The sequence below is a fragment of the Paramagnetospirillum magneticum AMB-1 genome, from assembly GCF_000009985.1.
Classification (GTDB): Bacteria; Pseudomonadota; Alphaproteobacteria; order Rhodospirillales; family Magnetospirillaceae; genus Phaeospirillum; species Phaeospirillum magneticum.
Window position 1 is genome coordinate 1597755 of record NC_007626.1, and the last position, 26488, is coordinate 1624242.

19 protein-coding genes are annotated in these 26488 nt (G+C 66.8%); 7 read left to right on the top strand and 12 right to left on the bottom strand.

Annotated features, from left to right (window positions below; all coding sequences use genetic code 11):
* Positions 1–167: 167 nt before the first annotated feature.
* Positions 168–6515, top strand: coding sequence for an AAA family ATPase (locus tag AMB_RS07405; RefSeq protein WP_158303948.1), 6348 nt, complete (start codon positions 168–170; stop codon positions 6513–6515).
* 57 nt (positions 6516–6572) lie between these two features.
* Here the strand turns inward: AMB_RS07405 and AMB_RS07410 are convergent, their stop codons facing one another.
* Positions 6573–8396, bottom strand: a complete 1824-nt coding sequence (locus AMB_RS07410; RefSeq protein ID WP_231849068.1) for a diguanylate cyclase — start codon at positions 8394–8396, stop codon at positions 6573–6575.
* A gap of 308 nt (positions 8397–8704) precedes the next feature.
* Between AMB_RS07410 and AMB_RS07415 the strand changes: the two genes are divergently transcribed.
* From AMB_RS07415 to AMB_RS07435, 5 genes are all read left to right on the top strand, one after another.
* Positions 8705–9100 (top strand): DUF2946 family protein, encoded by a 396-nt coding sequence (locus AMB_RS07415; RefSeq protein WP_011383878.1) that lies wholly within the window; start codon positions 8705–8707, stop codon positions 9098–9100.
* A 134-nt stretch (positions 9101–9234) separates the two neighbouring features.
* Positions 9235–9837: a nitrous oxide reductase accessory protein NosL gene (locus tag AMB_RS07420; protein ID WP_011383879.1), complete on the top strand. Its 603-nt coding sequence runs from the start codon at positions 9235–9237 to the stop codon at positions 9835–9837.
* Between the two features lie 113 nt (positions 9838–9950).
* The gene (locus AMB_RS07425; protein ID WP_231849020.1) at positions 9951–11123 is read left to right on the top strand and encodes a hypothetical protein; all 1173 of its coding nucleotides are present in this window, start codon (positions 9951–9953) and stop codon (positions 11121–11123) included.
* Positions 11124–11211: 88 nt separating this feature from the next.
* Positions 11212–12216: a c-type cytochrome gene (locus AMB_RS23295; RefSeq protein WP_011383881.1), complete on the top strand. Its 1005-nt coding sequence runs from the start codon at positions 11212–11214 to the stop codon at positions 12214–12216.
* A gap of 78 nt (positions 12217–12294) precedes the next feature.
* On the top strand, positions 12295–13197 hold the full coding sequence (locus tag AMB_RS07435) for a hypothetical protein (protein WP_043743747.1): 903 nt from the start codon (positions 12295–12297) through the stop codon (positions 13195–13197).
* On the opposite strand, the gene rfbD is transcribed toward AMB_RS07435, so the two are convergent.
* Positions 13184–14041 (bottom strand): dTDP-4-dehydrorhamnose reductase, encoded by an 858-nt coding sequence (rfbD, locus tag AMB_RS07440; RefSeq protein WP_158303949.1) that lies wholly within the window; start codon positions 14039–14041, stop codon positions 13184–13186. The two genes, AMB_RS07435 and rfbD, sit on opposite strands and share 14 nt — an antisense overlap.
* A gap of 131 nt (positions 14042–14172) precedes the next feature.
* Here rfbD and rfbC point away from each other — a divergent pair, with 131 nt between their 5' ends.
* Positions 14173–14727 (top strand): dTDP-4-dehydrorhamnose 3,5-epimerase, encoded by a 555-nt coding sequence (gene rfbC / locus AMB_RS07445; RefSeq protein WP_011383884.1) that lies wholly within the window; start codon positions 14173–14175, stop codon positions 14725–14727.
* Here rfbC and AMB_RS07450 read toward each other — a convergent pair.
* The 10 genes from AMB_RS07450 to AMB_RS07495 all read right to left on the bottom strand — a co-directional run bounded on the left by AMB_RS07450 (position 14712) and on the right by AMB_RS07495 (position 26473).
* Positions 14712–15416 (bottom strand): ABC transporter ATP-binding protein, encoded by a 705-nt coding sequence (locus AMB_RS07450; protein WP_011383885.1) that lies wholly within the window; start codon positions 15414–15416, stop codon positions 14712–14714. The two genes, rfbC and AMB_RS07450, sit on opposite strands and share 16 nt — an antisense overlap.
* The gene (locus AMB_RS07455; protein WP_011383886.1) at positions 15413–16198 is read right to left on the bottom strand and encodes an ABC transporter ATP-binding protein; all 786 of its coding nucleotides are present in this window, start codon (positions 16196–16198) and stop codon (positions 15413–15415) included. The genes AMB_RS07450 and AMB_RS07455 overlap by 4 nt, the downstream gene beginning before the upstream one ends.
* Positions 16195–18051: an ABC transporter permease gene (locus AMB_RS07460; protein WP_011383887.1), complete on the bottom strand. Its 1857-nt coding sequence runs from the start codon at positions 18049–18051 to the stop codon at positions 16195–16197. The genes AMB_RS07455 and AMB_RS07460 overlap by 4 nt, the downstream gene beginning before the upstream one ends.
* Before the next feature lie 78 nt (positions 18052–18129).
* On the bottom strand, positions 18130–19338 hold the full coding sequence (locus tag AMB_RS07465; protein ID WP_043743753.1) for an ABC transporter substrate-binding protein: 1209 nt from the start codon (positions 19336–19338) through the stop codon (positions 18130–18132).
* A 37-nt stretch (positions 19339–19375) separates the two neighbouring features.
* Positions 19376–19960, bottom strand: a complete 585-nt coding sequence (locus AMB_RS07470; RefSeq protein WP_011383889.1) for an amino acid synthesis family protein — start codon at positions 19958–19960, stop codon at positions 19376–19378.
* Positions 19957–20535 (bottom strand): amino acid synthesis family protein, encoded by a 579-nt coding sequence (locus tag AMB_RS07475; RefSeq protein WP_011383890.1) that lies wholly within the window; start codon positions 20533–20535, stop codon positions 19957–19959. The genes AMB_RS07470 and AMB_RS07475 overlap by 4 nt, the downstream gene beginning before the upstream one ends.
* 10 nt (positions 20536–20545) lie before the next feature.
* Positions 20546–21415, bottom strand: a complete 870-nt coding sequence (locus AMB_RS07480) for a UPF0280 family protein (RefSeq protein ID WP_011383891.1) — start codon at positions 21413–21415, stop codon at positions 20546–20548.
* Positions 21412–22893 (bottom strand): hypothetical protein, encoded by a 1482-nt coding sequence (locus AMB_RS07485; RefSeq protein ID WP_011383892.1) that lies wholly within the window; start codon positions 22891–22893, stop codon positions 21412–21414. Before AMB_RS07485 ends, AMB_RS07480 begins: the two co-directional genes overlap by 4 nt.
* Entirely contained in the window at positions 22890–25631 is a 2742-nt protein-coding gene (locus AMB_RS07490; RefSeq protein ID WP_011383893.1) for a molybdopterin-dependent oxidoreductase, read from the bottom strand. Before AMB_RS07490 ends, AMB_RS07485 begins: the two co-directional genes overlap by 4 nt.
* Entirely contained in the window at positions 25631–26473 is an 843-nt protein-coding gene (locus AMB_RS07495) for an FAD binding domain-containing protein (protein ID WP_011383894.1), read from the bottom strand. The genes AMB_RS07490 and AMB_RS07495 overlap by 1 nt, the downstream gene beginning before the upstream one ends.
* Positions 26474–26488: the final 15 nt, after the last annotated feature.

Sequence of the window (26488 nt, forward strand, 5' to 3'; positions counted from 1 at the left end):
GCTTGCGGTATTTCTATTCCGCCGCTTCCCATACATAGGTAAGATCGTCCTTATACGGCTTCCGGGGTTTCCCCTGCCGTACGGCCGTGGGGGTGTTTTTCCCCGATCTGCGCTGCAAGAGTTTCGGTGGGGTGAGTATCTCTGTGACGGACCGCTTTCTTGCAACATTGAGACGGACCGAAGTGCTGTGCCGTGACGGCGACACCGTGCTGTGGCGGGCGCAGGCGGAAGATGCCGGCGCGGCTTTGGTGCGTGTTGCCGCCGACGAGGTGCCTTCGGTACGGGTGGCGGCGCGTCTTGCCCATGAATTCGGATTGAGGGGCTGTCTCGACTCCGATTGGGCCGTTCGACCCCAACTTCTTGCGGGGCAGGGCGGTAGGGCGGAACTGGTGCTGGAGGACCCGGGCGGGATCGTCCTGGACGCCCTTCTGCGCCATCATTCCAAGTCCCGGTCGGGCGAGAAGGGACTGGCCGTCGAGGGCTTTCTCGTTCTGGCTCTACGCATGGCCGAAGCCCTGGCGAAGCTGCATGCCGCCGGTCTGGTGCACAAGGGCATCAAACCGGGGGCCATGCTGGTGGCTCCGGACGGTGACTCCATCCGTTTCACCAGTTTCGGCTTCGCGTCCGTGCTGCCGCGCCACCAGATGCCGCCCGAACCCATCGAATCCATCGAGGGTGACCTGGCCTATATGGCGCCGGAACAGACCGGACGCATGAACCGCTCGGTGGATTGCCGCAGCGACCTCTATTCCCTGGGCATCGTCTTTTTCGAGATGCTGGCCGGCAGGCTGCCTTTCGATTCAAACGATCCGGCCGAATTGGTGCATTTCCACGTGGCCCGGCGTCCTCCGCCGCTGTCGCGGTTTCGCGAGGATGTGCCGGTAGTCGTCCTGGAAATGGTCGCCAAGCTGCTGTCCAAGGCGGCGGAGGATCGTTATCAGACGGCCAAGGGACTAGCCGCCGATCTCCGGATCTGCCTGGAGGACTGGCGCGGGACCGGGGCTATCGCGCCGTTTCTGCTGGGCGCCAATGACCGTCCTGACCGTCTGGTCATTCCCGAGAAACTGTATGGCCGCGAGGCCGAATTGCGGCAATTGCTCGATGCCGCCGGGCGGGTCACGGGCGACGGCGCGCTGGAGGTGGTCTTCGTCGCCGGCTATTCGGGCATCGGCAAGTCGGTCCTGGTGGGGGAATTGCAAAAGGCGCTGGTCGGCTCGAACACCTTCTTCGCCACGGGCAAGTTCGACCAGTACAAGCGCCACATTCCCTATGCCACCTGGGCTCAGGCCTTTCAGGGCTGCGTTCGCCAGATCCTGGGACTGGACGACGCGCGCCTGGTCAAATGGCGCCTTGCCATTCTCGATGCGGTCGGCCAGAACGGGCGGCTGATCACCGATCTGATTCCCGATCTGGCCCTGCTGATCGGCGAGCAGCCACTGGTGCCGGAACTGCCGCCCAACGAGGCGCAGCACCGTTTTTTCACCACTTTCCGCCGTTTCCTGGCCCGCTGGGCGACCGAGCGCCATCCCCTCGTCCTGTTTCTTGACGATCTGCAATGGATCGACCCCGGCAGCCTGAAGCTGTTGGAATATCTCGCAGGCCGGTCCGAGCTGGGCCACCTGCTGCTGGTCTGCGCCTACCGCGACAATGAGGTGGGGCCTGCGCATCCGCTGACCCTGGCCAAGGATGCCATCCGCGCCCGGACCAGGATTGAGGAGATCCCCCTGCGACCGCTGTCCACCGGCCATCTACGGCAACTTGTGGCAGAGACATTGTCGTGCCCGGCGGCCCGGGCGCAGCCCCTGGTGGAGATCATCGGCGGCAAGACCGGGGGCAATCCGTTTTTCACCATCCAGTTCATGCACGGTCTGTTCGAGGAACAACTGCTCAGCCCCGGCCCCGAGGGCTGGCAATGGGACATGGAGCGGATCGCCGCCAAGAATTTCACCGACAATGTGGTCGATCTGATGGTCGGCAAGATCCTGCGCCTGCCGGAAAAGACCCAGGAGGTGATGCGCCGGCTGGCCTGCCTGGGCAACATGGTCCCGGTTCGCAAGCTGGCCCTGGTCCATGACGGGGCCGCCGAGACCCTCGATGCCGATCTGGGCGACGCGTTGCGCGCCTCCTACCTGGTTCGCCGCAACGATACCATCCACTTTTCCCACGACCGCATCCAGGAGGCGGCCTATTCGCTGCTGCCCGCCGGGGATCGTCCGGCCGAGCATTTGCGCATCGCCCGCAAGCTGGCCGCCGGACTCGATCCCGCCGGGTTCGACGATGCCATTTTCGAGATCGTCGGCCATTTCACCCAGGGGGTCGAGCTGGTCTCGGATCCGGAGGAGCGGTACCGGCTCGGCCGCTGGTGCGCCCTGGCCGGAGAGAAGGCCAAGGCCTCGGCCGCCTATGTGACGGCGCAGACCTTCTTTGTCCAGGCCATGGATCTGCTGCCGCCCGATGCCTGGGACCACGATTACGACCGGACGCTGTGGCTGTATCTCGAGCGCGTCACCTGCGAATTGCTGCTGGGCAATTTCCAGCAGGTGGATGACCTCCTTCCGTTCGTCCTCGAACGGACCCGCGGCAACGCCGACCGGGCCCGGGCCTACCGGTTGCTGATCCTGCGTAATCAGGTGGCGGGCCGGTATGGCGACGCCGTGGACATCGCCCTGAACGTCCTTGGCCTCTTTGGCCTGGACTGCCCGGCGTCGCCCGCCGAGGTGGACCAGGCCGTCGCCCAAGGGCGGCGTGAGGCAAGCGCCAACCTGCGCGGCCGCGAGATCGGCGCCCTGATCGACGCTCCGGCCATGACCGATCCGGAGGCGCTGGCCATGATCGGCATTCTGGCCGATTGCCTGCCATGCTCGTTTCTGGCCCGGCCGGATCTCTACGGCTGGCTGGCCCTCAACGGGCTGAATATCACCCTGCGCCAGGGCAATACCGGTGATTCGTGCTCCATCTACATGGGTTACGCCATCGTCCTGGTCAGCGAGTTCGGCGAAATCGACGAATCCCTGCAATACGCCGACCTTGCCCTGAAGCTTCAGGAGACGCTGTCGCGCCCTGACCTGAAGGGCCGCATCCTGGTGCGCAGTGGGGTCTTCATCAACAGCCGCCGGAATTCTTTCGAGTCGAGCATCGAGATCCTGCGCGAGGGATTCGTCGAGTGTCAGGCGGCGGGCGACTATTCCTATGCCGTCTATGGCGCCCTGGAGATGTGCTGGCTGACCCTGGAAAGCGGGGCTCATCTCGACGAGCTGGACGCGGCGTCGGTGACCTATTCGGCCTTTGCCGAACAGAGCCGGAATATTGGACTCCTGAATGCCTTGCGGGCCCAGAAGGCGTTTGTTTCCAGCCTGACCGGTGCCCTCGACCCCACCGGGTATCTGGAGAACGGCGCGGAATTCCTGGCGGCTTTGACCGGCGCCAAGTTCGGCACCGGTGTCGCCTATTTCCACCTGATGGGCCAAATGGTAGCCCTGCTGCGCGGCGAGTACCTTCAGGCCAGGGACCAGAGCCTGAAGGTCGCCGCATCCCTGAAAAGCATCACCGGATGGGTGGCCGAGACCACCTACCACCTGCTGGCCGTTCTGACATTGTCGCAGCTCGACCTCCCCGTGGAGGAGCGGCGGCAGGAGATGCTGGGGCATGTGGACCTGTTGCGCCGCCGGGCCGGCGACAGCCCCAGGAACTACGGATGCCGGTACTCTCTGGCCCTGGCCGAGCTGGCGCGCCTGGACGGGGATGTGCTGGAGGCGCAGCGGCGCTACGAGGAGGCGATCGCCTCGGCCCGCGATGGGGGCTTCCTCCACCTGGAGGCCATGGCCTATGAATCCGCCTCCCGGTTCTACAGGGAACGGGAAATGGCCCTGATCGCCGAAACATATCTTCGCAAGGCGCGGGATTGCTACGCCCAGTGGGGGGCGGTGGACAAGGTAAGGCGGATCGAGAGCGAGCAGCCCGAACTCGGTGCAGAGCATATCCAGTCCGCCAAGGGAAGCGAAAGTCCGGCTCAGGCCCAAAATCTCGATGTCATCAGCGTGGTCAAGGCCTCCCAGGCGGTCTCGGGGGAGATCGCGCTGGACCGGCTGGTGGAAACGCTGTTGCGGATCACGGTGGAGAATGCCGGGGCGCAACGCGGCGCGCTGATCGTCGACCTGAACGGTACGCCAACGGTGGTGGCCCAGGCCCGGATCGGTGACGGTGCGGTGTCGGTCGAGTCCCAGCGCAGGGTGCCCAATGGGGCGGACCTGCCCGAAAAGGTGCTGAACTACGTCCACCGCGCCTGGAAGCGTGTGCTGTTGGACGACGCGTTGCAGGACAACGATTTCAGTTCGGACCCCTATCTCAGGGCCGGTAAGGTCCGCTCGGTGCTGTGCCTGCCCATGGTCAAGCAATCGAGGCTTATCGGATTGCTGTACCTGGAAAACAGCCACGTTTCCCACGTTTTTACCGCCGATCGGGTAGCGGTTCTCGATCTGCTGGCCTCCCAGGCGGCCATCTCCCTGGAAAACGCCCTGCTCTACGAGGATCTGCAGCGCCACCGCGACGACCTGGAGCGGACGGTGGCCGAGCGAACCGCCCAGTTGGTCGAGAAGAAGGAGCAACTGGACAAGATTTTGAACGAGCAGGAAATCATCCTGGAAAATGCGTCTCTCGGCATCGTGGTCGTCAAGCTGACCGCCGATGGCCGCCGGGTGATCCAGCGGGCCAATATCGCCGCCGGGCGTTTGCTTGGCTATGCTCCGGGGGCGCTCGAAGGCATGGAGACGCGGGCGGTCTGGACCAGCGAGGAAGACTTCCGGCTGGTGGGCGAGGCCTACAAGCTGATGGCCGAGGGCCAGACCTATAGCGGCGAGCACGCCATTCGGCGGAGAAACGGCGAGAGGGGGGTCTGCAAGCTGGTCGGGGCGGCTGCCGATCCGTCTGATCTGTCCAAGGGAACCATCTGGCTGATCGAGGACATTACCGACCGCCGCGCCGCCGATGCGGCGCTCCGGGCCGCCAAGGACCTCGCGGAGGAAATGGCCGCCGCCTTCCGCGACAAAAGCGAGCAGGTGGCCAGCCTTCTCGATAATTCCGGCCAGGGCTTCCTGTCATTCGGCGCCAATCTGGTGGTTGATTCCCAATACAGCCGGGCGTGCGAGACCATGCTGGGCCAGTCACCGGCGGGCAAGGACGTGGCCAGCCTCCTTTTCCCGGATGAGGCTGCAAAGGCTGATCTGCTGCGTCTTGGCGTCCCGGAGGCTTTGAAGGAGCGAGAGCCCTTCAAGCGGGAGCTGTACCTGTCCCTGCTGCCCACCGAGGTCCGGCTGCGCGACCTGATCCTTGCGATCGAGTACTCGGTGCTGGAGAGTGGGCACCTCATGCTCGTCCTCACCGACATCACCGAGGAGCGCCGTCTGGAGGACAGGGTTCGCAGCAATCACAAGATTCTCCAGATGGTGGTCACGGCGGTCACCGACAGCCGTGACTTCTTTGACTCCGTCAATGCCTTCCGTCGGTTCACCCAGGCCGAGATACCCGCGCTGGCCCATTCACCCCTGCCGCCGTCCGGGGTGTTGGAAGGGTTGTACCGGGAGGTTCACACCTTCAAGGGCACGCTGAACCAGTTTAGTTTCCAATACACGCCCGAAGCCCTGCATTGCCTGGAGGGGCGCCTTGGCGAGATGCGGGCACGGAAGGATGGCCTTTCGGCCGACGATATCCGCGCCGCGGTCGCCGCGGTGCCGCTGGAGCCACCCTTCGAGCGGGATCTGAGCCAGTTGCGCGAGATCATCGGGGACGACTTCCTGGACCGGGGCGAGCGGATCACCCTCACGGCGGAACAGGTCGTCCAGCTGGAACGCCTGGCCTCCGACCTTTTGCGTGGTGAGGCGATCGACACGGCGGTACCCGAGATCAGAAGGCTGCTCGTCGAGATTGGCTTTCTGCGCAAGACTCCGCTGTGTGACACCTTGTCCGGACATCGCAATACGGTGGCGCAGGTGGCAGCTCGGCTGGAAAAGAACGTGGCCCCCGTCGAGATCTCGGGTGGCGAGGATATATGGATTGACCCCAAGACCTTTGCCCCGTTCCTCCGCTCGCTGGCCCATGTCTTCCGGAACGCCGTGACCCATGGCATCGAGGACCCGGATTCGAGGCTGCTGGCGGGCAAGAACGAAAGCGGGCGGATCACCTGCAAGGTCGGCCGGACCGCCGATTCCATCCATCTGAGTATTGCCGACGATGGGGTGGGTATCGATCAGGGCGCCGTCAGGACCAGGGTCGTGGAAGCGGGCCTGATGCCGGCCGAAGCGGTGGCCGCCATGACCGAGGCCCAGGTGCTCGACCTGATCTTCCTGGATTCCATGACCACCAATGTCCACCTCGACCAGTTCTCCGGCCGTGGGGTCGGGCTGGCCGCCGTGCGCGCCGAAACGGCAAAGCTTGGCGGAACGGTGGCGGTCCGCACCCGTCCTGGACAGGGGACCGAGTTCGTCTTCACCCTGCCGTTCCAGGGCGAAGGGCAGGGGTGAGCTGACCGGCCGCAATCCCCGCTCTGACATTGCCAGAGTGGAGACCGCGGCGCGAACTCAGTATTCCTTCTTGTTTTCCCACATGGATTCGTTGAAGCGCACCACCCGGTTGCGGCCATTTTCCTTGGCCTGGTACAGGGCGACGTCGGCGAACTTCACCGCCTGCCAGAAGGTGTCGCTGTCGGTGGGGAAGTCGGACAGGCCGATGGAAATGGTCTTGCGGATGGTCACCGTTCCCGTCTGCACCACCAGGGCTTCCACCAGGGCACGGATCTTCTCGGCGACCTGATCGGCTTCGGCCGACGGCGTGTCGACCAGGACGATCAGGAATTCCTCGCCGCCGAAGCGGATCACCAGATCCGAGGCCCGAACCGCCTGGCGCAGTACCTTGGACAGGGCCTTGAGCACCGCATCGCCGGCATCGTGGCCATAGGTGTCGTTGACCATCTTGAAGTGGTCGAGATCCAGCATCATCACCGTCAGGGCGGATTTGCGCCGATGGACGTTGGCCACCAGGGTGTCGACGTATTCTTCGAGGAATCGGCGGTTGTTCAGCCCGGTCATGGGATCGCTGAGCGACGATTCCCGCAAGGTCTCCATCAACCGCTTGGTCTCCAGCACCGGAGCGGCCTCGCGCAGATAGACGTTCACGTAGGGAATCTTGCTGAGCAGGTGCTGCTCCTGCCCCTCGGAGGCCACCAACTGCAACACGTTGCCCACCGAGCCGGACTGGATGATGGGCAGGCAGATATGCTTGTAGCCGCTGGTGTCGTTTTCCGGCTGGAAGGCGTAGCAGATGGCCGGGTTGGTGACGCCATCGACCATGTGGCCGGTGCGCCGCGCGCGGCAGCCCTCGCTGCGCACCAGGATCTGCGGGTCGCACCAACGGCATGAACTGTCGGGGACGCCGTCCACGAACAGCGGGGTCATCTGGTTCTTGTTGGGCACGATCTCGTAGAGCGAGAAGGTCTTGATGCCGAACTCTCCATCCAGGGTCCGGGCCAGGCGCTCGTGGATCTCGGCCTTGGTCTCGTCCTCCTCGATGGCCTGCTTGAAGCGGGCGGCGCGCGACAGCCCGTCCACCATGTCGATGGTGGCGTTCAGCAGGTTCTCGTCGGGGCTGGGGGTGCGGTTGGTCAGGCGGGCGACGCTGTCGCCGATGCGGTTCAGGCCGTTGTCGAGAAAGGCCAGAAGGCGGTTCATGTCGGCGGCGATCTGGCCGACCTCGTCCTCGGTCCGCTGGCTGACCTGGCCCTTGAAGTCGCCGCGAAGCGCCCGCTGGACCGCCAGTTCCACATTGAGGGCGGTGGTCGAGACCGGCTGGATGACGCGCCGGATCAGGAAGAAGGTCGCGGCGCTGAACAGCACCACGATTCCGACGATTCCGGCGACGGTCAGCAGGGCCTTGGACTTCAGGTCCTCGATGGACATGGACAGCGTCACCGCGCCCAGCACCGCGCCTTCCTGCACCTGATGGCATTGCAGGCAGTTGGGCGAGCCGCGGGTCGAGGCGACGAAGGGAATGGTGCCGCGGAAGATGGTGCCGTTGGGGCTTTCCTCGACGCGGTAGACGGGCTTGCCGTCGTGGAGAACCTGCTGCTCCACCTCATCGTTGGGAGTCTCGCGCCCCAGGCCCTTGCCAAACTGCTGCTCCACCAGGGGCGAGCGGACCACCTGGGCCGAGGTCAGGCCCTGGACGTCCATCAGGCGGCTGAGAAAGCTTTCCCGCTTGTCGATGACGCCGTTGATCATGGATTCGGTCAGGTGGACGCGAACGATTTCGGCGGCGGTGCGGATGTGGTCAGTGGCCGACGCGATCGAAAACGAGCGAAAGGCGTACAGATTGATCGCCACCAGCATGAAGACCAAGCTGACGGCCATGGCCACGAAAAACATCGTGACCTTTGAGTTCAAGCTCATAATCCGTGACTTCCCCCAAGATGCTGCAGGCGGAATCGGCATAAGACCCCCGGCCGATTCAAAAGACTCACTGGTTGCTATCATCTATGTTCAATGCATCTTTAGGTGCATTGCTCGTCATAATACTGTCAGGGAGAGAGGCTGGCAATCGTCGGCGCATTCAGTCTTTGGGCCGCCTGTCCGGTCGGGGAGGAGGGCGGTGACTTCTCCGTGACCCCCGTGCTACATTAGGGTTGTCTACACCGCCCATGGCGGCAATGCGGGGATTGATGGCTTTCGTTCCGGGCAAGGCATCGGTGGTTGCGGCACGGCGGACCTGCATCAGGCGGCTTGCCGCCTGGGCGGGCGTGCTGGCCCTGGTGCTGCAGATTCTGCTGCCGGCCGGTCAGGCCGGCGCCGCGCTGTCGGTGGATCAGGAACTTGAAGCCTCCATCTGCCATTCCGGCGAGGCCGGCGGCACTCCTGTTTCGTCCAAGGTCGTCCACGATCATTGCCAGTACTGCCAGATTCACGCCGGCGCCAAGCTCCTGCTCGCGCCGCTGTCGTGGAGCGCGGCCCCCATCCCGCCGACGCCGGTCGTCGTCGCGGCGCCCGTGGAGGGGGCCATACCGGGTAATCCCGGTCATCTTCCCCATCCCCAACGCGGCCCCCCGTCCTTCTCCTGATTCCTGTCGTTGAAGCAGGCGGGCTGGAGACGGGATCGGTGCGCCCTGATCGCATCGCTCTGGACGGGTCTCGGCCTCGCCCTGCTGGTGAAGACTTCATCCCGTTGATGACTTGAGTTCCATAGGAGAGCGTAATGAACCGTCGCAAGTTCCTGGCCGCCGGCACCACTTTGGGTCTTGCCGCCACCCTGGCCGTTCCCGCCGTGGCCGCCGAGGGGGATGGCACCCCCATGCAGTTCACGCCCAAGAAGCCCAAGGACCCGACTCCGCTGGTCGATGAACTGGCCAAGTACCCCAAGTGCCCCTATTGCGGCATGGATCGCACCGAGTACCATTTCAGCCGCCATCTGGTGCACTACTCGGACGATCTGGTGGACGGCACCTGTTCCCTCCACTGCGCCGCCGTGTCGCTGTCGGTCAACCTGGACCGGGTGCCCAAGGCCATCTACGCCCCTGACAACGGCTCGGGCGAGGCCGTCAAGCCGCTGACCAATGCCGAGGCCGCGACCTATGTCATCGGCGGCGAGCACCGGGGCGTCATGACCAAGAAGCCCAAGACCTCGTTCGCCGCCAAGCTGGCCGCCGAGGCGGCCAAGGGCGACGGCGAGTTGGCGGACTTCGACAAGGCCCTGATGCTCACCTATATGGGCATGGCCGAGGACACCCGGATGATCCGCATGAAGCGCGATGAGCGTCGCCGCAAGATGATGGGCGAGCATCAGATGCACAAAGGCTGATCCGGCCTTGGGGGAGGCCGTCGGCCTCCCCCGCTTTCATAGGGAAATGTCATGAGTCTGCTTGCCGTCTCGCCGCCTTTGCTCGTCCTGCCTCCCGTCACGGGCGCCGGCGGATGAGGGCTGTTTCCGTTCCCGAGGAGGAGATGTGGGCGGCGTTGGGCGCCCAGTTGGGCGATGCCGGGATCGGCGGTGAGTTGCGGGGGCGCGCCGGGCTGTTGTCTCCCTGCGCCGTCATCTTGCCCCGTGACCAGATCGACGGTCTGGCGCGGGCGGTTGCGGCCCTGCATGCCGTATTCTCCGCACCACCCCTGGCGGTTGCGGCCATGGAGGTCGCCCGGGGCGAAAGCCTGCCCGATCACGGCCTGGGCGGCTGGATGCTGGGCTTCGACTTTCATCTGACCGAGGACGGGCCGCGCCTGATCGAGATCAATACCAATCCCGGCGGCATGCTGGCGGTGGCGGCCCAGGCCCGCGCCCTGGTCGCCTGCCGGCCCGAGCTGGGCCAGCCCCCCGAGGTCGAGGCCATGGCGCTGGAGGCCTTTCGCGATGAATGGCGGCGCCAGCGCGCCGGGCAAGGTCTCTCCAGCGTGGCGATCATCGACGACGATCCCGCCGACCAGTACCTCGCCCCAGAATTCCAGCTGTATCGCCGCCTGTTCGAGCGGGCCGGTCTTCGAGCCGCCATCCTCGATCCGGGCCAGTTTCGCGCGGGCTCGGCCGACATGGTCTACAACCGGCTGGTGGATTTCAGCCTGGACTCCCCCGCCCACGCCGCCCTGGCCGAGGCCTGGCGCAGCGGCGAGACGGTGGTCACCCCCGATCCCCGCGCCCATTTCCTTTATTCCGACAAGCGGGTGCTGGCGCTGCTGTCCGACGGCGAGGCCCTGGGGGCCATGGGGATTGGCGCCGACATCGCCATGGCGGTCGCCGCCATCGTCCCGCCGACCATTCCGGTTTCCGCCATCAATGCCGAGGAATTGTGGGCGGGGCGCCGGCAATGGTTCTTCAAGCCGGCAAAGGGCCATGCCGGCAAGGCGGTCTATCGCGGCGAGAAGCTGTCGCGCTCCACCTGGCCCACCATCCTGGCCTCGCCCTATGTGGCCCAGCGCTATATTCCGCCGCCGCGTCTGGCGGTGGCGCATGCGGGCGCCAGCCTGAAGATGGATATCCGGGTTAACGCCTGGCAGGGCCGGGTCGTTCAGATGGCCGCCCGGCTTTACGAGGGCCAGACCACCAATTTCCGCACGCCCGGCGGCGGCTTCGCCCCGGTCTTTCCCGAGCCATGAGGCCCAAGACGGAAGACGGGCGGCGCGGACCCGGCTATCCTTGGCGCCCGAGGCCCCACGGGGGGCGGAGGCAGGAGTTGCTTCAGGCTTGACGCTTTCGTTTCAGTCCGTCCAGATCTGGCCGCCGCCCTGGCCATTTCCGTTGCGTCCCAGCCTCGCCGCCTGGGCCGAGCCCCTGGTGCAGCCGGAGATCATGGAGGCAGCGGGGCTTGCCGCCGCCACCCTGGTCCTGCTTGCCGCCGCGTGGTGGGTCCGCCGGCTGCGCTGGCCGCTTCTGGCCGCCGCCGGCCTCTCGGCCTGGTTCGGCGCGCCCGGCCTGGGCCTGCTGCTGGTGCCGGCCTATCCCACCAGCTTTCACACCTCGCCCACCGGCTTTACCGCCGGTTCGGTGGCCAGAGGACAGGCGGTCTATGTCCGCCACTGCCAGAGCTGCCACGGCCCGGAAGGGCGGGGCGACGGACCCGAGGCGTCCCGGCAGGCGGTGCCGCCGGCCGACCTCGCCGCCGAGCATCTGTGGGATCATCCCGACGGCGACCTGTTCTGGTGGGTCAGCCGGGGCATGGTGGCGGTCGATGGGCGTCCGGCCATGCCCGGCTTCGCCGACAAGCTGTCCGATACCGAGCGCTGGGAGGTCATCGACTTCCTGCATGCCAACGCGGCCGGGGCGGAACTGGCCCGCACCGGGCTGTGGCCGCATGGCTTCATGGCGCCCGACATGGCCGCCACCTGCGGCGATGGACGGCGTACCTCCCTGTCCCAGTTGCGCGGAGCCCCCGTCCACATCGTCGTCGAGGGGGCGGATGGGGTGGCCCAGGGCGGAACCTCGCCCACCTTGGTGATCGGCGGCGGCCGTCCGTCTGCGTCGGTCTGCGTCGTCGACGATCCGGCGGCGCGGCAGGCCCTGGCCGTCACCCTGGGGCTGAGCGCCGACGACATCACCGGTAGCCAGTTCCTGGTCAGTCCGGAAGGCTGGCTGCTGGGCCATTGGTATCAGGGCGGTGCGCCCGCCGCCGACAGCCTGGTCTTCGTCGCCGAGACCCTGCGCAATGTCTGCCTGTCCTCCCCGGCCCGCTCCCATGCCAGCCATCGCTGACGGCGCCTAACCGGGCATTGCGGTCTGGTGCTGCCCGTCATAAAAAAGGCGGGCCGCCTGTTGGCTTCGGAGCGACGCATGACCATCAATATCTGCCACGTGGGCTACAACGAACATAAGCCCATCTTCGACGATGTCATCGATTCCCTGCGCAGTGCCTTTTGCCGTCTGGGAGTTCCTCATCGTTATTCGCTGAATTACGTCGATCCCGGGGCCATCAACCTGATGATCGGGCACGTCTCCTTCATCGAGAAGCGGGAGCTTCCGCCGGGTGGGCTGAAGAACACCATCATCTTCCAGCTGGAATCCCTGACCGAAGGCTCCCTGCTCGAGAAGTGCCCGTATTACATCGAGTTGCTGCGGCAGGCGACGCAGATCTGGGACTACTCTCCGACCAATGTCGCCTTCCTGAACAGCCAGGGAATCCATACGGCGATTCACGTGCCGATCGGGCATGACCCCATCCTCGAACGGATCGATCACGTGGAAAACCGCGACATCGACGTGCTGTTCTATGGCGCGAAGATGCCGCGGCGCACGGCCATCCTGCAATCCCTCATCAATGCCGGCTACAAGGTCGAGCATATCTTCGGCGTGTATGGCGGCAAGCGTGACGGCTATATCGCCCGCTCGAAGATCGTGATCAACATCCACCAGTTCGACAAGCAGGTGGTCGAGGAGGTGCGGCTTTCCTATCTCCTGGCCAATCGCTGCTTCGTGGTGTCGGAGGTCGCGGACCGCGACCCCTATGACGGCGGCGTGGTCTTTGTCCCCTATGACAAGCTGGTCGAGACCTGCGCCCACTACCTGAACCCGGCCAGCAAGGCCGAGCGCGATCGCCTGGCCGAACGCGGCCACCAGGCCATCCAGGCTTATCCCTTCTGGCGTGGGGTGCGCGCAGCCCTGCTGGCCAAGGGGGGCTTTCCCCAACTGGCCCAGGAGCGGGCGGAATGGGGGCAGTACTGGACTACGCCGGCTTGACCGGCTCGTCCAGGATGCGCCGCAATTCGGGGATCAGCCTGTCTTGCCAATGGGGCCGCTCGGCCCCGACCAGTCGGTCGAACTTGCCGCAATCGAGCAGGGAATTGGCCGGGCGGGCCGCCGGCAGCCCGTAAGCCGCGGCGGAAGTGGCCTCCAGCGGAACCGGGCCGATGCCCGCCCGGGTCAGCTCGGACAGGATCAGGGCGGCGATCTCGTGCCAAGAGGCGGCGCCGCCGGCGGCGAAGTGGTAGGTTCCCCGCTCCAGGGACTGGCGCAGCATCTTGTCGGCCAGGGCCAGGACGGCCGTAGCCACGCTGTCGGAATGGGTGAGGCCGCCGATCTGGTCGTCGACCACCCGCAAGGGGCGTCCGGCCCGGATGGCGCCCACCATGGCGCGGACGAAGTCGCCCCGTTCGCCGCCGTACAGCCACGATACCCGCAAGATGGCGTGGTCGGGCTGCAGCCAGCGCACGGCCTCTTCCCCCGCCGCCTTGCTGGCGCCATAGACGGAAAGCGGCGCCATGGGGGCGTCCTCGCGGTAGGGCTCGGGCGAGCGGCCATCGAAGACGTAATCGGTGGACAGATGAATCAGCGGGATGCCCCGGGCGGCGCAGGCGCGGGCCAAATGAGCCGGCCCTTCGCCATTGATGGCCATGGCGGCTGCCGTCTCGGTCTCGGCGCGATCGACGGCGGTGAAGGCAGCGGTGTTGACCACCACGGAACAGGCGTGGAGGGTCAACAGCCGGTCCACCGCTTGCGGGTCGGTGATGTCCAATTGCTGTCGCCCCAGCGCCGTGAGGGTCGCGCCCTGCGGGAGTGCGGCCCGGGCCAGCGCGCGTCCCACTCTTCCGTCAGCCCCGGTTACGAGAATGTGCATCAGCCGCCATATCCCCCGTCAGACCTGCCGGGAATTTCTCCGACTGGTGCCCATGTCCATATTGCGTCTATATAGACCGGGAGAAAGGAGGAGAAAACATGCTTGTGGTTGAGAGTGATTTACCGGGTGTCCTTCTGCTGCGGCCGGCCCGATTCTCCGACTCGCGTGGCTGGTTCATGGAATCCTGGAGCCATCAGGCGTTCCGGGAGGCCGGGCTGGACACCGAAGTCATCAAGGACAATGTCTCCCTGTCCTTCAAGACCGGAACGGTGCGCGGACTGCATTTTCAGCGCCCGCCCATGGCCCAGGCCAAGCTGATTTCCGTCTATAGTGGGCGCGTCCTCGATGTGGCGGTGGATTTGCGGCCGGGCTCAGCCACTTATGGCCGCCATTTGAGTGTGGAACTGTCCGCCGCCGAGGGGACCATGCTGTTCATCCCCAAGGGATTCGCCCACGGCTTTTGTACCCTCGAGGACAATACCCTGGTGGGCTACAAGGTGGACGCGCCCTATTCGCCGGAGCATGAGGGCGCCATCCACTGGCGCGACCCCGATCTGGGCATCGTCTGGCCGGTCTCCGAGGATCAGGCCGAGCTGTCGCCCAAGGATCTGGCGGCCGGTCCCTTCGCCGGGCGCGATCACACCGCCAGATAGGTGTTCCGGACCTCCTCGTCGGCCGACAGCTCGGCCATGGTGCCGTCAAAGCAGATGCGGCCCTTCTCGATGATATAGGCGCGGTCCGAGATCATCTTGGCGAAGTGCAGGTTCTGTTCGGAGATCAGCACCGCGAGGCCTTCGTTCTTCATGGCCAGGATGGCGTTGGCCATGTCCTCGACGATCTTGGGGGCGAGGCCTTCCGAGGGCTCGTCCAGCATGATCAGCGAGGGATTGCCCATCAGCGAGCGGGCGATGGTCAGCATCTGCTGCTCGCCGCCGCTCATGCGGCCGGCGCCGCGATCGCGCATGCCGGCCAGATTGGGGAACAGGTGGAACAGCCGCTCCTTGGTCCAGGTGGGGGCGCCATCCCGGGGCGGTTGGGTGCCCACGTCCAGATTCTCCTCCACCGTCAGGTCGGTGAAGATGCGGCGGTCTTCCGGCACATAGCCGAGGCCCAGGCGCACGATGTCGTGCACGGGCAGGGCGCTGATGTCGGTGCCGTTGAACACCAGTTGGCCGGTGCGCTGGGGCACCAGCCCGACCAGGCTCTTGAAGGTGGTGGACTTGCCGGCGCCGTTGCGGCCGATCAGCGCCACCACTTCGCCGGCTCCGGCCTTCAGCCCCACGTCGAACAGGATCTGGGCGCGGCCGTAAAAGGCGTTGAGGTTATGGGCTTCCAGTTTCATGCCGCACCTTTGTGCTTGGAATCGTCATAGACCGCGCCGGTACCCAGATAGGTGGCCTGCACCTCGGGATTGGCGCGCACCTCTTGCGGCTTGCCCTCGGCCACCACATGGCCGCGGCTCAGGACCATGATGCGGTTGGCGTGGGTGAAGACCACGTCCATGTCGTGCTCGGTGAACAGGACGCTGATGCCGCGCTCCCTGACGATGTCGGCGGTCAGCTGCATCAGCTCGATGCGTTCCTTGGGCGCCATGCCGGCGGTGGGTTCGTCCATGAGCAGCAGCTTGGGCGCGTTGGCCAGGGCCACGGCCAGTTCCACCCGCTTCAGGTCGCCATAGGCCAGCACGCTGCACGGCCGCGACGCCTGGGCCTCCATGCCCACCAGTTCCAGGAGCTGGAAGGCCTCGTCCTGATAGAGGCCGCCGGCGAAGGGCCACAGGGCGCGCAGCCGGTTGTGGAACGAGATCAGTGCCATCTGGACGTTCTCCAGCACGGTCATGGAGCCGAAGGTGGCGGTGATCTGGAAGGTGCGTCCCACCCCCAGGCGCCAGATCTCGCGGGGCTTCTTGCCCACCAGTTCCTCGCCGAACAGCTTGATGCTGCCGGCGGTGGGTGGAAACTGGCCGTTCAGCATGTTGAAGCAGGTGCTTTTCCCCGCGCCGTTGGGACCGATCAGGGCCAGGATCTCGCCCGGCGCCAGATCGAAATCCACGTTGGTCACGGCGGCGACACCGCCATAATTCTTGGACAGTCCGCGGACGGACAGGGTCTGGTTCTGGCTCATGCCGCGTCCTCCTTGGGCTCGGAGCGTGTCAGTCGGCCCTGGACGAAGCCGGAGATGCCCTGGGGGAAGGCCACCACCAGCACGATGATGATCACGCCCAAGGCCGTCCGCCACTGGTCGGTATAGCTGCTGATGGTCACGTGCAGGGTCTTGTAGACCAGGGCGCCGACCACGGGACCGGTCAGGGTCTGGACACCGCCCAGCAGCACCATCACCAGCCCGTCCACCGAGGTGGCGATGGAGATGGTGTCGGGGAACACGCTGCCCTTGAGGAAGGCGTAGAGCGACCCGGCGATGCCGGCGAAGAACCCGGCCAGGGCAAATCCCGCCCAGCGGTGGGACGACAGATTGATGCCGATGGAATCGGCCCGCAATGCGGAGTCGCGGCAGGCTCGCAGCGTATAGCCGAAGGGGGCGAAGGTGATGCGGCGCACCGCCAGGATGCCGCCGCCGCACAGGGCCAGGGTCAGGTAATAGAAGGCCACCGGATTGGCCGCCCAAGGCGCGGGCCAGATGCCGATCAGGCCGTTGTCGCCGCCGGTGAAGCTGGACCACTGGAACACCACCGCATAGGCGATCTGGGCGAAGGCCAGGGTCAGCATGGCGAGATAGGCGCCGGCCAGCCGGACGCAGAACCAGCCGAACACCAATGCGGCGGCGGCGGCCAGCAGCGGGCCGGTGACCAGGGCGGCCAGCATGGGAATGCCGAAATACTTGACCATCAGGGCGGCGCCATAGCTGCCCAGGCCGAAATAGGCGGCGTGGCCGAACGACACCATGCCGCCGGTTCCCATCATGAAGTGCAGCGAGGCGGCGAACAGGGCGAAGATCAGCACTTCGGACGCCACCGAAAGCCCGTAGCTGCCCCCCACCATGGGCAGGGCCAGCAGCACCACCAGACCGGCGAAGGCGACGTTGCGGCCCCGCTGGGTCAACGGCCGGATGGGGCGCTCCACTCCGCCGCCGCCGCGCATGACCATCTCGGGCTTGCCCAGCAGGCCCCAGGGCCGGACCACCAGGATCACCGCCATCACCAGGAAGGTCAGCACCAGGGTCAGTTGCGGGAAGATCAGGATGCCGAAGGCGTTCAACTCGCCGATGATCACCGCCGCCAGGAAGGCGCCCAGCACGCTGCCCAGTCCGCCGATCACCACGATGACGAAGGCCTCGGTGATGATCTGCAGGTCCATGACGTGGTTGACGGCCTCGCGCGGCAACTGCACCGCCCCGCCCAGACCGGCCAGGAAGGCGCCCAGGGTGAAGACCGAGGTGAACAGCCAGGCCTGATTGACTCCCAGCGCCGCGACCATCTCGCGGTCCTGTGTGGCGGCGCGGATCAGGGTGCCCCAGCGGGTGCGGTGGAACAACAGCCACAGCAGCCCGAGAACCACCGGCCCCAGGATGATCAGCACGAAATCGTATTGGGGAAAGGACTGGCCGAAGATGTCGATGGCGCCCTTGAGACCGGGGGCGCGCGGCCCCAGCAGGTCCTCCGGCCCCCACAGCACCAGCACCAGATCCTGGACGATCAGCACCAGCCCGAAGGTGGCCAGCAATTGCAGCAGTTCCGGCGCCTGGTAGATGCGGCGCAGCAGGACCATCTCCACCACGGCGCCCACCAGGGCGACGGCCGCCGCCGCCAGCACGATGGCGCCCCAGAAGCCGAAGACGGTGCCACCGCTGAGCTTCTGCACCAGGGTGAAGGCCATATAGGCGCCCAGCATGTAGAACGAGCCGTGGGCGAAGTTCACGATGCGGCTGACGCCGAAGATGATGGACAGGCCCGAGGCCACCAGGAACAGGGACGACGCCGAGGCAAGCCCATTGAGGAATTGAATGAAGAAGAAGCTCACTGGGCGCTCTCCTGTCGGCCGGAGGTCGGGGGAGGAAAGGGGGCGGCGGGCCTTGTCACCCGCCGCCCGGCGTCAGGCTCAGTTCTTGGGACGCGCCTTGGCCACCTCGGCCAGGGCCGGCAGGTAATCGGCGCCGTTGGCATAGTGCCAATCGACCATCATGCCCTTGCCGTCCTTCATGGCGGTCTTGCCGATATAGCCGCCCATGGTGGACTGGTGATCCTCGGCCCGGAAAGTGATGGGGCCCAGCGGGCTGTCGATCTTCAGGCCCTCGCCGGCGGCGATCAGCTTGTCGGTATCGACCGAGCCGGCCTTGCGGATCATCTCGGCCACCGCCTTCATGGTGTTGTAGCCGACCACCGAGCCCAGGCGCGGATAATCGTTGAACTTGGCCTTGTAGGCCTTGAGGAAGGCTTCATGTTCGGGGGTCTTGATCTGCTCCCAGGGATAGCCCGAGACGATCCAGCCCGACGGCGTCTCGTCGCCCAGCGGGTCCAGGTATTCCGGCTCGCCGGTCAGCAGGCTGACCACCGAACGGTTCTTGAACAGGCCGCGGGTGTTGCCCTCGCGGATGAACTTGGTGAGATCGGCGCCGAAGGTGACGTTGAAGATGGCTTCCGGCTCGGCGCGGGCCAGGGCCTGGACCGTGGCGCCGCCGTCGATCTTGCCCATGGCGGGCCATTGCTCGTCCACCCACTTGATGTCGGGACGCTTGGCGCTCATCAGCTCCTTGAACACCTTTACGGCCACCTGGCCGTATTCGTAATTGGGCGCCACCGTGGCCCAGGTCTTGGCCGGCAGCTTGGCGGCCTGATCCACCAGCATGGCGGCCTGCATGTAGGTGCCGGGGCGCAGGCGGAAGGTGTAGCGGTTGCCCTTTTCCATGGTCAGGGCGTCGGTCAGCGGCTCGGCGGCCACGAAGACAATCTTGCGCTGGTTGGCGAAGTCCGAGACCGCCAGGCCGATATGGGAGAAGAAGGTGCCGAACAGGACCGAGACGTTCTCGCGGCTGACCAGCTCGTTGGCGGCGGTCACCGCGTCGCCCGGCTTGCCGCCGTCATCGCGGGAAATCACTTCCAGCTTCTTGCCGTTGATGCCGCCGGCGGCATTGATTTCGTCGAGCGCCAGTTGCCAGCCGCTGCGGTAGGGCAGGGTGAAGGCGGGCAGAGAGGTGTAGGAGTTGATCTCGCCGATCTTGATGGTGTCGGCGGCCGACGCGGTGCCCATCTGGCTGCCGGCCATCAGGGCGGCCAGGGCAAAGCTCTTCAATACGGTTCTGCGATCCATGAAACCCTCCTTGACGTGTGTCGACACCGGTCCTGCGTCAGCGCAGGCCGTCCTCACCCTTGATCTCACTCACTGTCAGGCCTCCCACGCGCGGCAGGGGGCGTCCTGAATCGGTGACCGCCACGGCGACCACGATCTCGTTGGCGCGGGGCGCATCGGGCACTCGCACTTCCATGGCGTCGAAATGGCTGCGCACGAAGGCGGCGTCCTTGTGTCCCAGCGGAATGTCGATGGGAGCGTTCATGCCGCCCCGCTTCTTGGACGACGGCACCAGGGCGGCGCCCTTCTCCACCGCCTTGCGCAGGGGCGCGCCCAGCTTGGGGTGAAGCAGGGCGGCGGCATGCTCCAGCTCGCCGTTTTCGCCCACCACGGCGGCCTTGCCGTAGCTTTCCACCTGGGCGGGGGCGATGCCCAGCGCCTCCACCGCCTTTTGCCCCAGCAGGGCGCCCAACTCCTCGCCCATGGCGATCAGCTCGGACAGGTCCTCCTGATAGGTCCCGGCGAAGGGATTGGCGATGACCGCCACGGCGGCCGCCTTGCGGGTGGGGGGCTCGACGGGGCGGCCCATCTCGGAGCGGGTCTCCTCGACCACCACCACGATCTTGCGGATGCGGGCGCTCATCGTAATCCGTCCTCGCCCTTGACCTCGGAGGCCTTGAGGCCGCCGACCCGGGCATGGATGCGCGGACCCGTGGTCATCACCAGCACCACCACCATCTCGTCGGAGCGCGGCGCGTCGGGCACGCCCACTTCCATGGCGTCGAAATGGCTGCGTACATACGAGGCGTTCACATGGGTGACCGGCACGTCCAGCCGGGCGCCCACCGCGCCCACCTTCTTGGTGGACGGCACGATGGCCTTGGCGTCGCCCAGGCCTTCGCGCATGGCGTAGCCGCCGGGGACGTGCCACAGGGCGCCGTGCTCCAACTCGCCCGCCTCGCCGACGATGGCGCCCTTGCCGTAGCCTTCCACGATGGAGCGGTCGCCGCCCAGGATGGCCACCAGACGGTCGGCCAGTTCCAGGCCCAGGGGCTCCAGCTCCTTCATGGTCCCCTGGATGTCTTCCACATAGCGGCCGGCATGGGGGTTCTTGATCACCGCCAGGGCGGCGACGCGCAGCAGCGGCTTGGCGGCCACGGGACCGCCTTCATGGAAGATCTCTTCCTTGATGGTGACGATTTTGCGGACTTCGATCATGGCTGTGTCCTTATTGGCCGATGGCGATTTTCAGGTCTTGGGAAAGCTCCCCGCTTCCGGCGAAGCGGGTTTGGCCCTGCAGGCAAAGGCAGGCGGCATGGATCAGGCCCCGGTCGATCATGGCCTTGGCCACCGCCGTTCCGGCGTCCAGGGCGACACCGGCCAGGGCGGGGGGAAGGGGAGAGACCGACACGGTGACCAGCCGCTCGCCCAGGTCGCTGTCGGGGGCCAGATCGCGGGCGGGCTGGCGGCGGATGGCCGGGTGCTCCACATCGACCGCGTTGGCGATCAGGGTGGCGGCGGCATCGGCGGCGGCCGCGTCACGGGCCAGCACGGTGACCGAATCGGCGATGCCCAGCGAGAACGAGCGCCCGCCCCGTCCGCTGGTGGCGATGCCGCGCACCGGCAGATCGGCGGTGACGGTCATCCTCCCGTCCAGGCTGGGATGATCCTGGTCCGAGACCATGCCCACGGTGAAATGGCTGCCGGGTGTAAGGTGCAGCGCGATATCGCCGCCATTGTTGACATAGGCGCGCTCCAGCCGGCGATCCTTGACCATGGCGGCCAGGATTTCGTCGGCCACGGAGCCCGCCACCGCCGCCATGGGGGTGATGAAGGTGGCGCAATGGGGCCGCACGGCGGCCAGCATGCGCCGGGCCACCGGGCCGAATAGCGCCATGCTGGGGGTAGCGGCCGACCGCAGGGTGGGAAGTTCCTCCACCAGCCGGGGCAGGAGGGCGGGAAAGGCCGCCGCCGCCTGGGCATAGGCTGCCGCCACCTCCACCTCGCCGCCGAAGGCCTCGACGATCAGGTCGATGGGGCCGTGCTGGAGGTGCAGGCGCTTGCCGTCGGGCAACAGGGCGGCAACGGGCGGGGTCACGTGTCGTCCCCCCACTTGTAGTTCCGCTTCAGCATGGGCCAGGGATTGTCCGGGTCCCATTGCACCGATTTGCGCCGATCCTGATTGATGACCTGCTCCAGCCGCACCACGGCATCCATGTGGCCGCCCAGGGCGCGATAGTCGTCGAGGCGCATGGTGAACTCGATGGGCGCCACCAAAGCGGGGGTGGGCACGGCGCCGAACGAGTGGTCGGGCATGCGCAGCACGTCGACCATGTAGGTGATGCCGCCGCCCGGCCAGACATAGACCGGGGCGCCGCCGCTGGTGACCAGGGTCAGTGAGTCCTTGACCGAGCGGGTCAGCTTGACCGGGTTCTCGGTGACCCCGGCCCGCAGCGAGCCGCCCGCTCCGGCGATGAACACCACCGAGCACAGCGCCGCCTCGCAATTCTCGCGGATGCGCTCCACCGTGGCGGCCACGGCGGCGGGCATCTCGGCCTCCACCGGCTTCAGGTCCTGATCCAGGACGTAATAGCCGGCATGTTCGCCGGTGGTGCTGACCATCAGCAGGCGATGGCCGGGCTTGGCCACCTTGGGATTGAATGGGTCGAGGATGGACAGCGGGTCGGTGATGTTGGTGCCGCCCCAGCCGGTCCCCGGCTCTGCCACCTGGAAATAGCGCCCCAGCGTCGAGCGGCGGCCGCGGATCACCGCGCCGCTGTCCTCGATGCCGAGATAGCGTCCGGCCTTGTGCTCGGACAGCAGGCCGGTGATGTGGTCGTCGACCACCACCACCTCTTCCACCAGCCCGAACCATTGCTTGGCGAACATGCCGATGGTGGCCGAGCCGCAGCCCACCCGCATGCGTTCCTCGACGGTGCCGTTGACGATGGGGGCCTGACCCGCCTGGACCACCACGGTGGCGCCGTTATCGATGGTCAGCTCCACCGCCTGCTTGTTGCACAGCGCCAGCATGGTGTCGCAGGTGAGCTTGCCCTCCTTCTTGGAGCCGCCGGTCAGATGGTGGACGCCGCCGATGGACAGCATTTGCGAGCCGTACTCGCTGGTGGTCACATGGCCCACCGCCTCGCCGCCCGCCCTCACCGTGGACTGTTCCGGGCCTAAGAAGCGGTCGGTGTCGATCTTCACCTTGACGCCGCAATAGCTGAAGATGCCTTCGGTCACCACGGTGACCATGTCGACGCCGTCATGCTCGGCCGCGACGATGAAGGGGGCGGGCTTGTAATCGGGATAAGTGGTCGACGCGCCGATGCCGGTGATGAAGGTGGGCGAGTTGGAGACCACGGCGCCGTCCCATTCCCGGTCGGTGGACAGGAAGGGGATCAGCTTGCCGTCCTTCTCCTTGATGGCCTGGACCACCACCAGCGGGTCGACGCGGGTGAGCGTGCCGCCGGTATTGGCATAGCGGTCGCAGGCCCCCGAACGCCCCTCGCGGATGCGGCACAGCACCGGGCAGGCGTCGCAATTGATGATGCCGGCTTCGACGACGTCGCTCATGACGGAACTCCCTTGGCGGCACGGATGGCGGCGCGGACCCGGTCCGGGGTGGCGGGGACCTGGCGGATGGTGACGCCGGTGGCGTGGCGGATGGCGCCCAGGATGGCCGGAGCGGTGGGGATCAGGGCCTGCTCGCCGATGCCCTTGGCGCCGAAGGGTCCCAGGGGCTCGGCATCCTCGATGATGATGGTCTCGATGGGCGGAATGTCGCCCGCCGTCGGGATCAGGTAGTCGTGCAGGTTCTCGGTGCGGCCCTGGATGTATTCCTCCATCAGGGCAAGCCCCAGGCCCTGGGCGATGCCGCCCTCGATCTGGCCTTCCAGCAGCATGGGATTGATGGCGCGGCCCACGTCGTGGGCGGCGATGATCTTCAGCACCTTGACGGTGCCCAGCGCGGTGTCCACCTCCACCTCGGCCATCTGGGCGCCGAAGCCGTAGGTGGCGTAGGGAATGCCCTGGCCGTTGGCGTCCAGCTTTTCGGTGGGCGGGTCGAAAGTGCCTTCGCCATCCATGACCAGCCCATCCTGGTCGCGGGCCAGGCTTTGCAGGTCGATCTGGTGGGTGTCGGCGCCGTCGCTGACGCACAGGATACTCCCGTCCAGGCTCAGCCTGGAATCGGCTCCGGCATTGACCATGCGCAGGATCTTGTCGCGCAGGTCCAGCCCGGCCAGCTGCGACGCCCGGCCCGACACGAAGGTCTGGCGCGAGGCCGAGGTCTTGCCCGCGTCGGCGGTCAGCGCCGTGTCGCCCATCACCAGGGTGAACTTGCCGATCTCGATGCCCAGCGCGTCGGCGCAGATCTGGGTGATGACGGTGTTGGAGCCCTGGCCGATGTCCACGGCGCCCTGGAACAGCACCACCGCGCCGTCGGCCCGCAGCGCCACCCGGATGGTGGAGGGGTTGCTCATGGAGGTATTGCCGCAGCCGTACCACATGCCTGCCACGCCCACGCCGCGCCGCCGGTCGCCGGCGGTGCGGTTGAAGGCCTCGGCGGCGGCCAGGGCCTCCTGCCAGCGGGGAACCAGGGCGTCGAAGCAGGCCTGCTGCCCGACGCTGGCGGTGAGGATCTGTCCCGTGGCGGTGGGCTGGCCGGCGGTGATGGCGTTGATGCGCCGGAACTCCAGCCGGTCCAGTCCCAGCTTGTCGGCCAGCTGGTCGAACAGGCTTTCCTGGGCGATGGAGGCCTGGGGGATGCCAAAGCCGCGGAAGGCGCCCGACGGCGGATTGTTGGTGTGGATGGCCCGGGTCCGCGCCCGCAGGGCCGGGATGAAATAGGGGCCGGAGCAATGGACCGGCACCCGGTTGGCCACGGTCGGCCCCCAGGAGGCATAGGCGCCGGTGTTGAAGTCGCCATCGAACTCCATGGCCGTCAGCTTGCCGTCCGCGCCGGCGCCCACCCGGGCGGTGATGGCGGCCGGGTGGCGCTTGGTGGACGAGGCCATGGATTCGGTGCGGGTGTAAAGACAGCGCACCGGCCGTCCCAGGCTCCAGGCGGCCAGGGCCACATAGGGCTGCAGCGACACGTCCAGCTTGCCGCCGAAGCCGCCGCCCACGGCGGTGGGGATGATGCGCACCTGCTCGGGGGGCAGGGCCATGATGGCGGCGACGCTGTCCCTGTCCATGTAGGGCGCCTGGGTGCAGGCGTAGATCTCGATGGTGTCGCCGACCCGGCGGGCATAGCCGGCCTCGGGCTCGATATAGGCGTGCTCGACGAAGCCGGTGGTGAAGCTGTCCTCCACCACCTGGGCCGCCTTGGCCCAGTGCAGATCCAGGTCGCCCTTCTGCACGAAGCCGCGCACCAGGATGTTGCCGGGGCGCTTGGCATGCAGCAGCACCGCGTCGGCGGCCGTGGCCTGCTCCATGGACAGGGCCGGTTCCAGGACCTCCCACAGCACGGGGAAGTCGGCATCCTGGAAGATGTCGTTGGTGTCGGCCTCCATCACCACGGCGGCCACCGCCTCGCCGCGATAGCGCACCAGCCCCTCGGCGAAGGCGGGCTGGTCCTCCATGCCGGGAATGACGCTGAACAGGTTGATTCCGGGCACGTCGGCGGCGGTCAGCACCTGGACGATGCCGGGATAGGCCACCCGCAGCGCCGTCAGGTCGCCGATGGTGAAGCGGGCATGGGGATGGGGCGAGCGGATCACCCGCACCAACAGGCAATCGGGCGGGCAGACGTCGTCGCCGTAGATCTCGCTGCCGTCCACCCTTTGCCGCCCATCCAGGCGGCGCAGGCGGGTGCCGACCGAGGACCCGGCCTCGGGCACCACCGGCTCGTCGGCGAAGCGGTGGGATTCCACCACCGCCTGGACGATCTTGCGGTAGCCGGTACAGCGGCAGAGCACGCCGCCGATGGCGTCCAGCACCTCGTCCTCGGAGGGACGGGGGCGCGAGCGCAGCAGCGCGGTGGCGGCATTCAGCATGCCCGGCGTACAGATGCCGCACTGGGCGGCGCCGAAATGCTCGAAGGCGCGTTGCAGCCGTCCCAGGGCGGCGCCCTCCGACAGCCCCTCGACGGTAATGATTTCCCGACCGGTCAGTCGACCCACGGGAATCATGCAACTGCACACCGATTCGCCGTCGATCAGCACGGTGCAGGCGCCGCAATCGCCGGCGTCGCAGCCCACCTTGGTGCCGCGCAGGCCCAGGTCTTCGCGCAGGACCTTGGAGAGGCGGCGCATGGGCGGCACCTCCAGGCTGTGGCTGGTCCCGTTGATGGAGAGGGTCTGGCGCTTCATCAGACAAGGCCTCCGACTTCGGCAAGCCCGCGACGGATCATGGTCAGCGCCACGTCGAGGCGATATTCCGGCGTGCCGCGCAGATCCCGGATGGGGCTGAGCGGCGACAGATGGGCGGGGGTGACCAGATCGGCCAGGCCGGGCGAGACGGGCTGGCCCCGCAGATCGGCCTCCAGCGCCTCCAGGCGCTTGGCGACCACCGAACAGGCGCCCACCGCGACGGCGGCCCGGGCCACCTTGCCCGCGCCATCGGCCTCCAGCAGCACCGAGACCATGGCGATGGAAATCACCAAAGAGGTGCGCGAGCCCAGCTTCAGGAAGGCGGAGGCGGCCTTGGCGCCGCCGTCGGGAATCAGGATGGCGGTGACCATCTCGTCGGGGCGGCGTTCGGTCTTGCGGTTGCCCAGGATGAAGCGGTCCAGCGGCACCTTGCGGGTGCCCTCCGCCGAAGCCAGCTCCACCGAGGCGTCCAGGCACAGCAGCGGCGGCACGCCGTCGGCGGCGGGCGAGGCGTTGCACAGATTGCCGCCGATGGTGCCGACATTCTGGATCTGAAGGGCGCCCACCTGCCGCGCCGCCTGCTGCAGGCCGCGAAAGCGGGCGGGCAGGTCGGCCGTGGCGATATCGCTCCAGGTAGTCAGCGCGCCGAAGCGCCAGCCATCGGCCCCGGCGGCGATGCCCCGGGCCTCGGCGATGGCCGACAGGTCGATGATCGGCCGGGTGATCGGGGCTAGGCCCTGGGCGGGAAAGAAATCGGTGCAGCCGGCGACCAGGACGCTGTCGGGCGCGGCGGCCAACAGCGCCAGCGCCTCGTTCACGGTGGTTGGATAGTCGCAGCGCATGGTTCTGCCTTCCTT

What these genes read in the sequence shown, in the direction of transcription:
- AMB_RS07410 (WP_231849068.1), bottom strand. Translation starts at nt 8,396, where the DNA reads ATGGCCGTCAGCTTGGTCTTCATGCTGGTGGCGATCAATCTGTACGCC.
- AMB_RS07415 (WP_011383878.1), top strand. Translation starts at nt 8,705, where the DNA reads ATGGCTTTCGTTCCGGGCAAGGCATCGGTGGTTGCGGCACGGCGGACC.
- AMB_RS07420 (WP_011383879.1), top strand. Translation starts at nt 9,235, where the DNA reads ATGAACCGTCGCAAGTTCCTGGCCGCCGGCACCACTTTGGGTCTTGCC.
- AMB_RS07425 (WP_231849020.1), top strand. Translation starts at nt 9,951, where the DNA reads ATGAGGGCTGTTTCCGTTCCCGAGGAGGAGATGTGGGCGGCGTTGGGC.
- AMB_RS07435 (WP_043743747.1), top strand. Translation starts at nt 12,295, where the DNA reads ATGACCATCAATATCTGCCACGTGGGCTACAACGAACATAAGCCCATC.
- rfbC (WP_011383884.1), top strand. Translation starts at nt 14,173, where the DNA reads ATGCTTGTGGTTGAGAGTGATTTACCGGGTGTCCTTCTGCTGCGGCCG.
- AMB_RS07450 (WP_011383885.1), bottom strand. Translation starts at nt 15,416, where the DNA reads ATGAAACTGGAAGCCCATAACCTCAACGCCTTTTACGGCCGCGCCCAG.
- AMB_RS07455 (WP_011383886.1), bottom strand. Translation starts at nt 16,198, where the DNA reads ATGAGCCAGAACCAGACCCTGTCCGTCCGCGGACTGTCCAAGAATTAT.
- AMB_RS07465 (WP_043743753.1), bottom strand. Translation starts at nt 19,338, where the DNA reads ATGGATCGCAGAACCGTATTGAAGAGCTTTGCCCTGGCCGCCCTGATG.
- AMB_RS07470 (WP_011383889.1), bottom strand. Translation starts at nt 19,960, where the DNA reads ATGAGCGCCCGCATCCGCAAGATCGTGGTGGTGGTCGAGGAGACCCGC.
- AMB_RS07475 (WP_011383890.1), bottom strand. Translation starts at nt 20,535, where the DNA reads ATGATCGAAGTCCGCAAAATCGTCACCATCAAGGAAGAGATCTTCCAT.
- AMB_RS07485 (WP_011383892.1), bottom strand. Translation starts at nt 22,893, where the DNA reads ATGAGCGACGTCGTCGAAGCCGGCATCATCAATTGCGACGCCTGCCCG.
- AMB_RS07490 (WP_011383893.1), bottom strand. Translation starts at nt 25,631, where the DNA reads ATGAAGCGCCAGACCCTCTCCATCAACGGGACCAGCCACAGCCTGGAG.
- AMB_RS07495 (WP_011383894.1), bottom strand. Translation starts at nt 26,473, where the DNA reads ATGCGCTGCGACTATCCAACCACCGTGAACGAGGCGCTGGCGCTGTTG.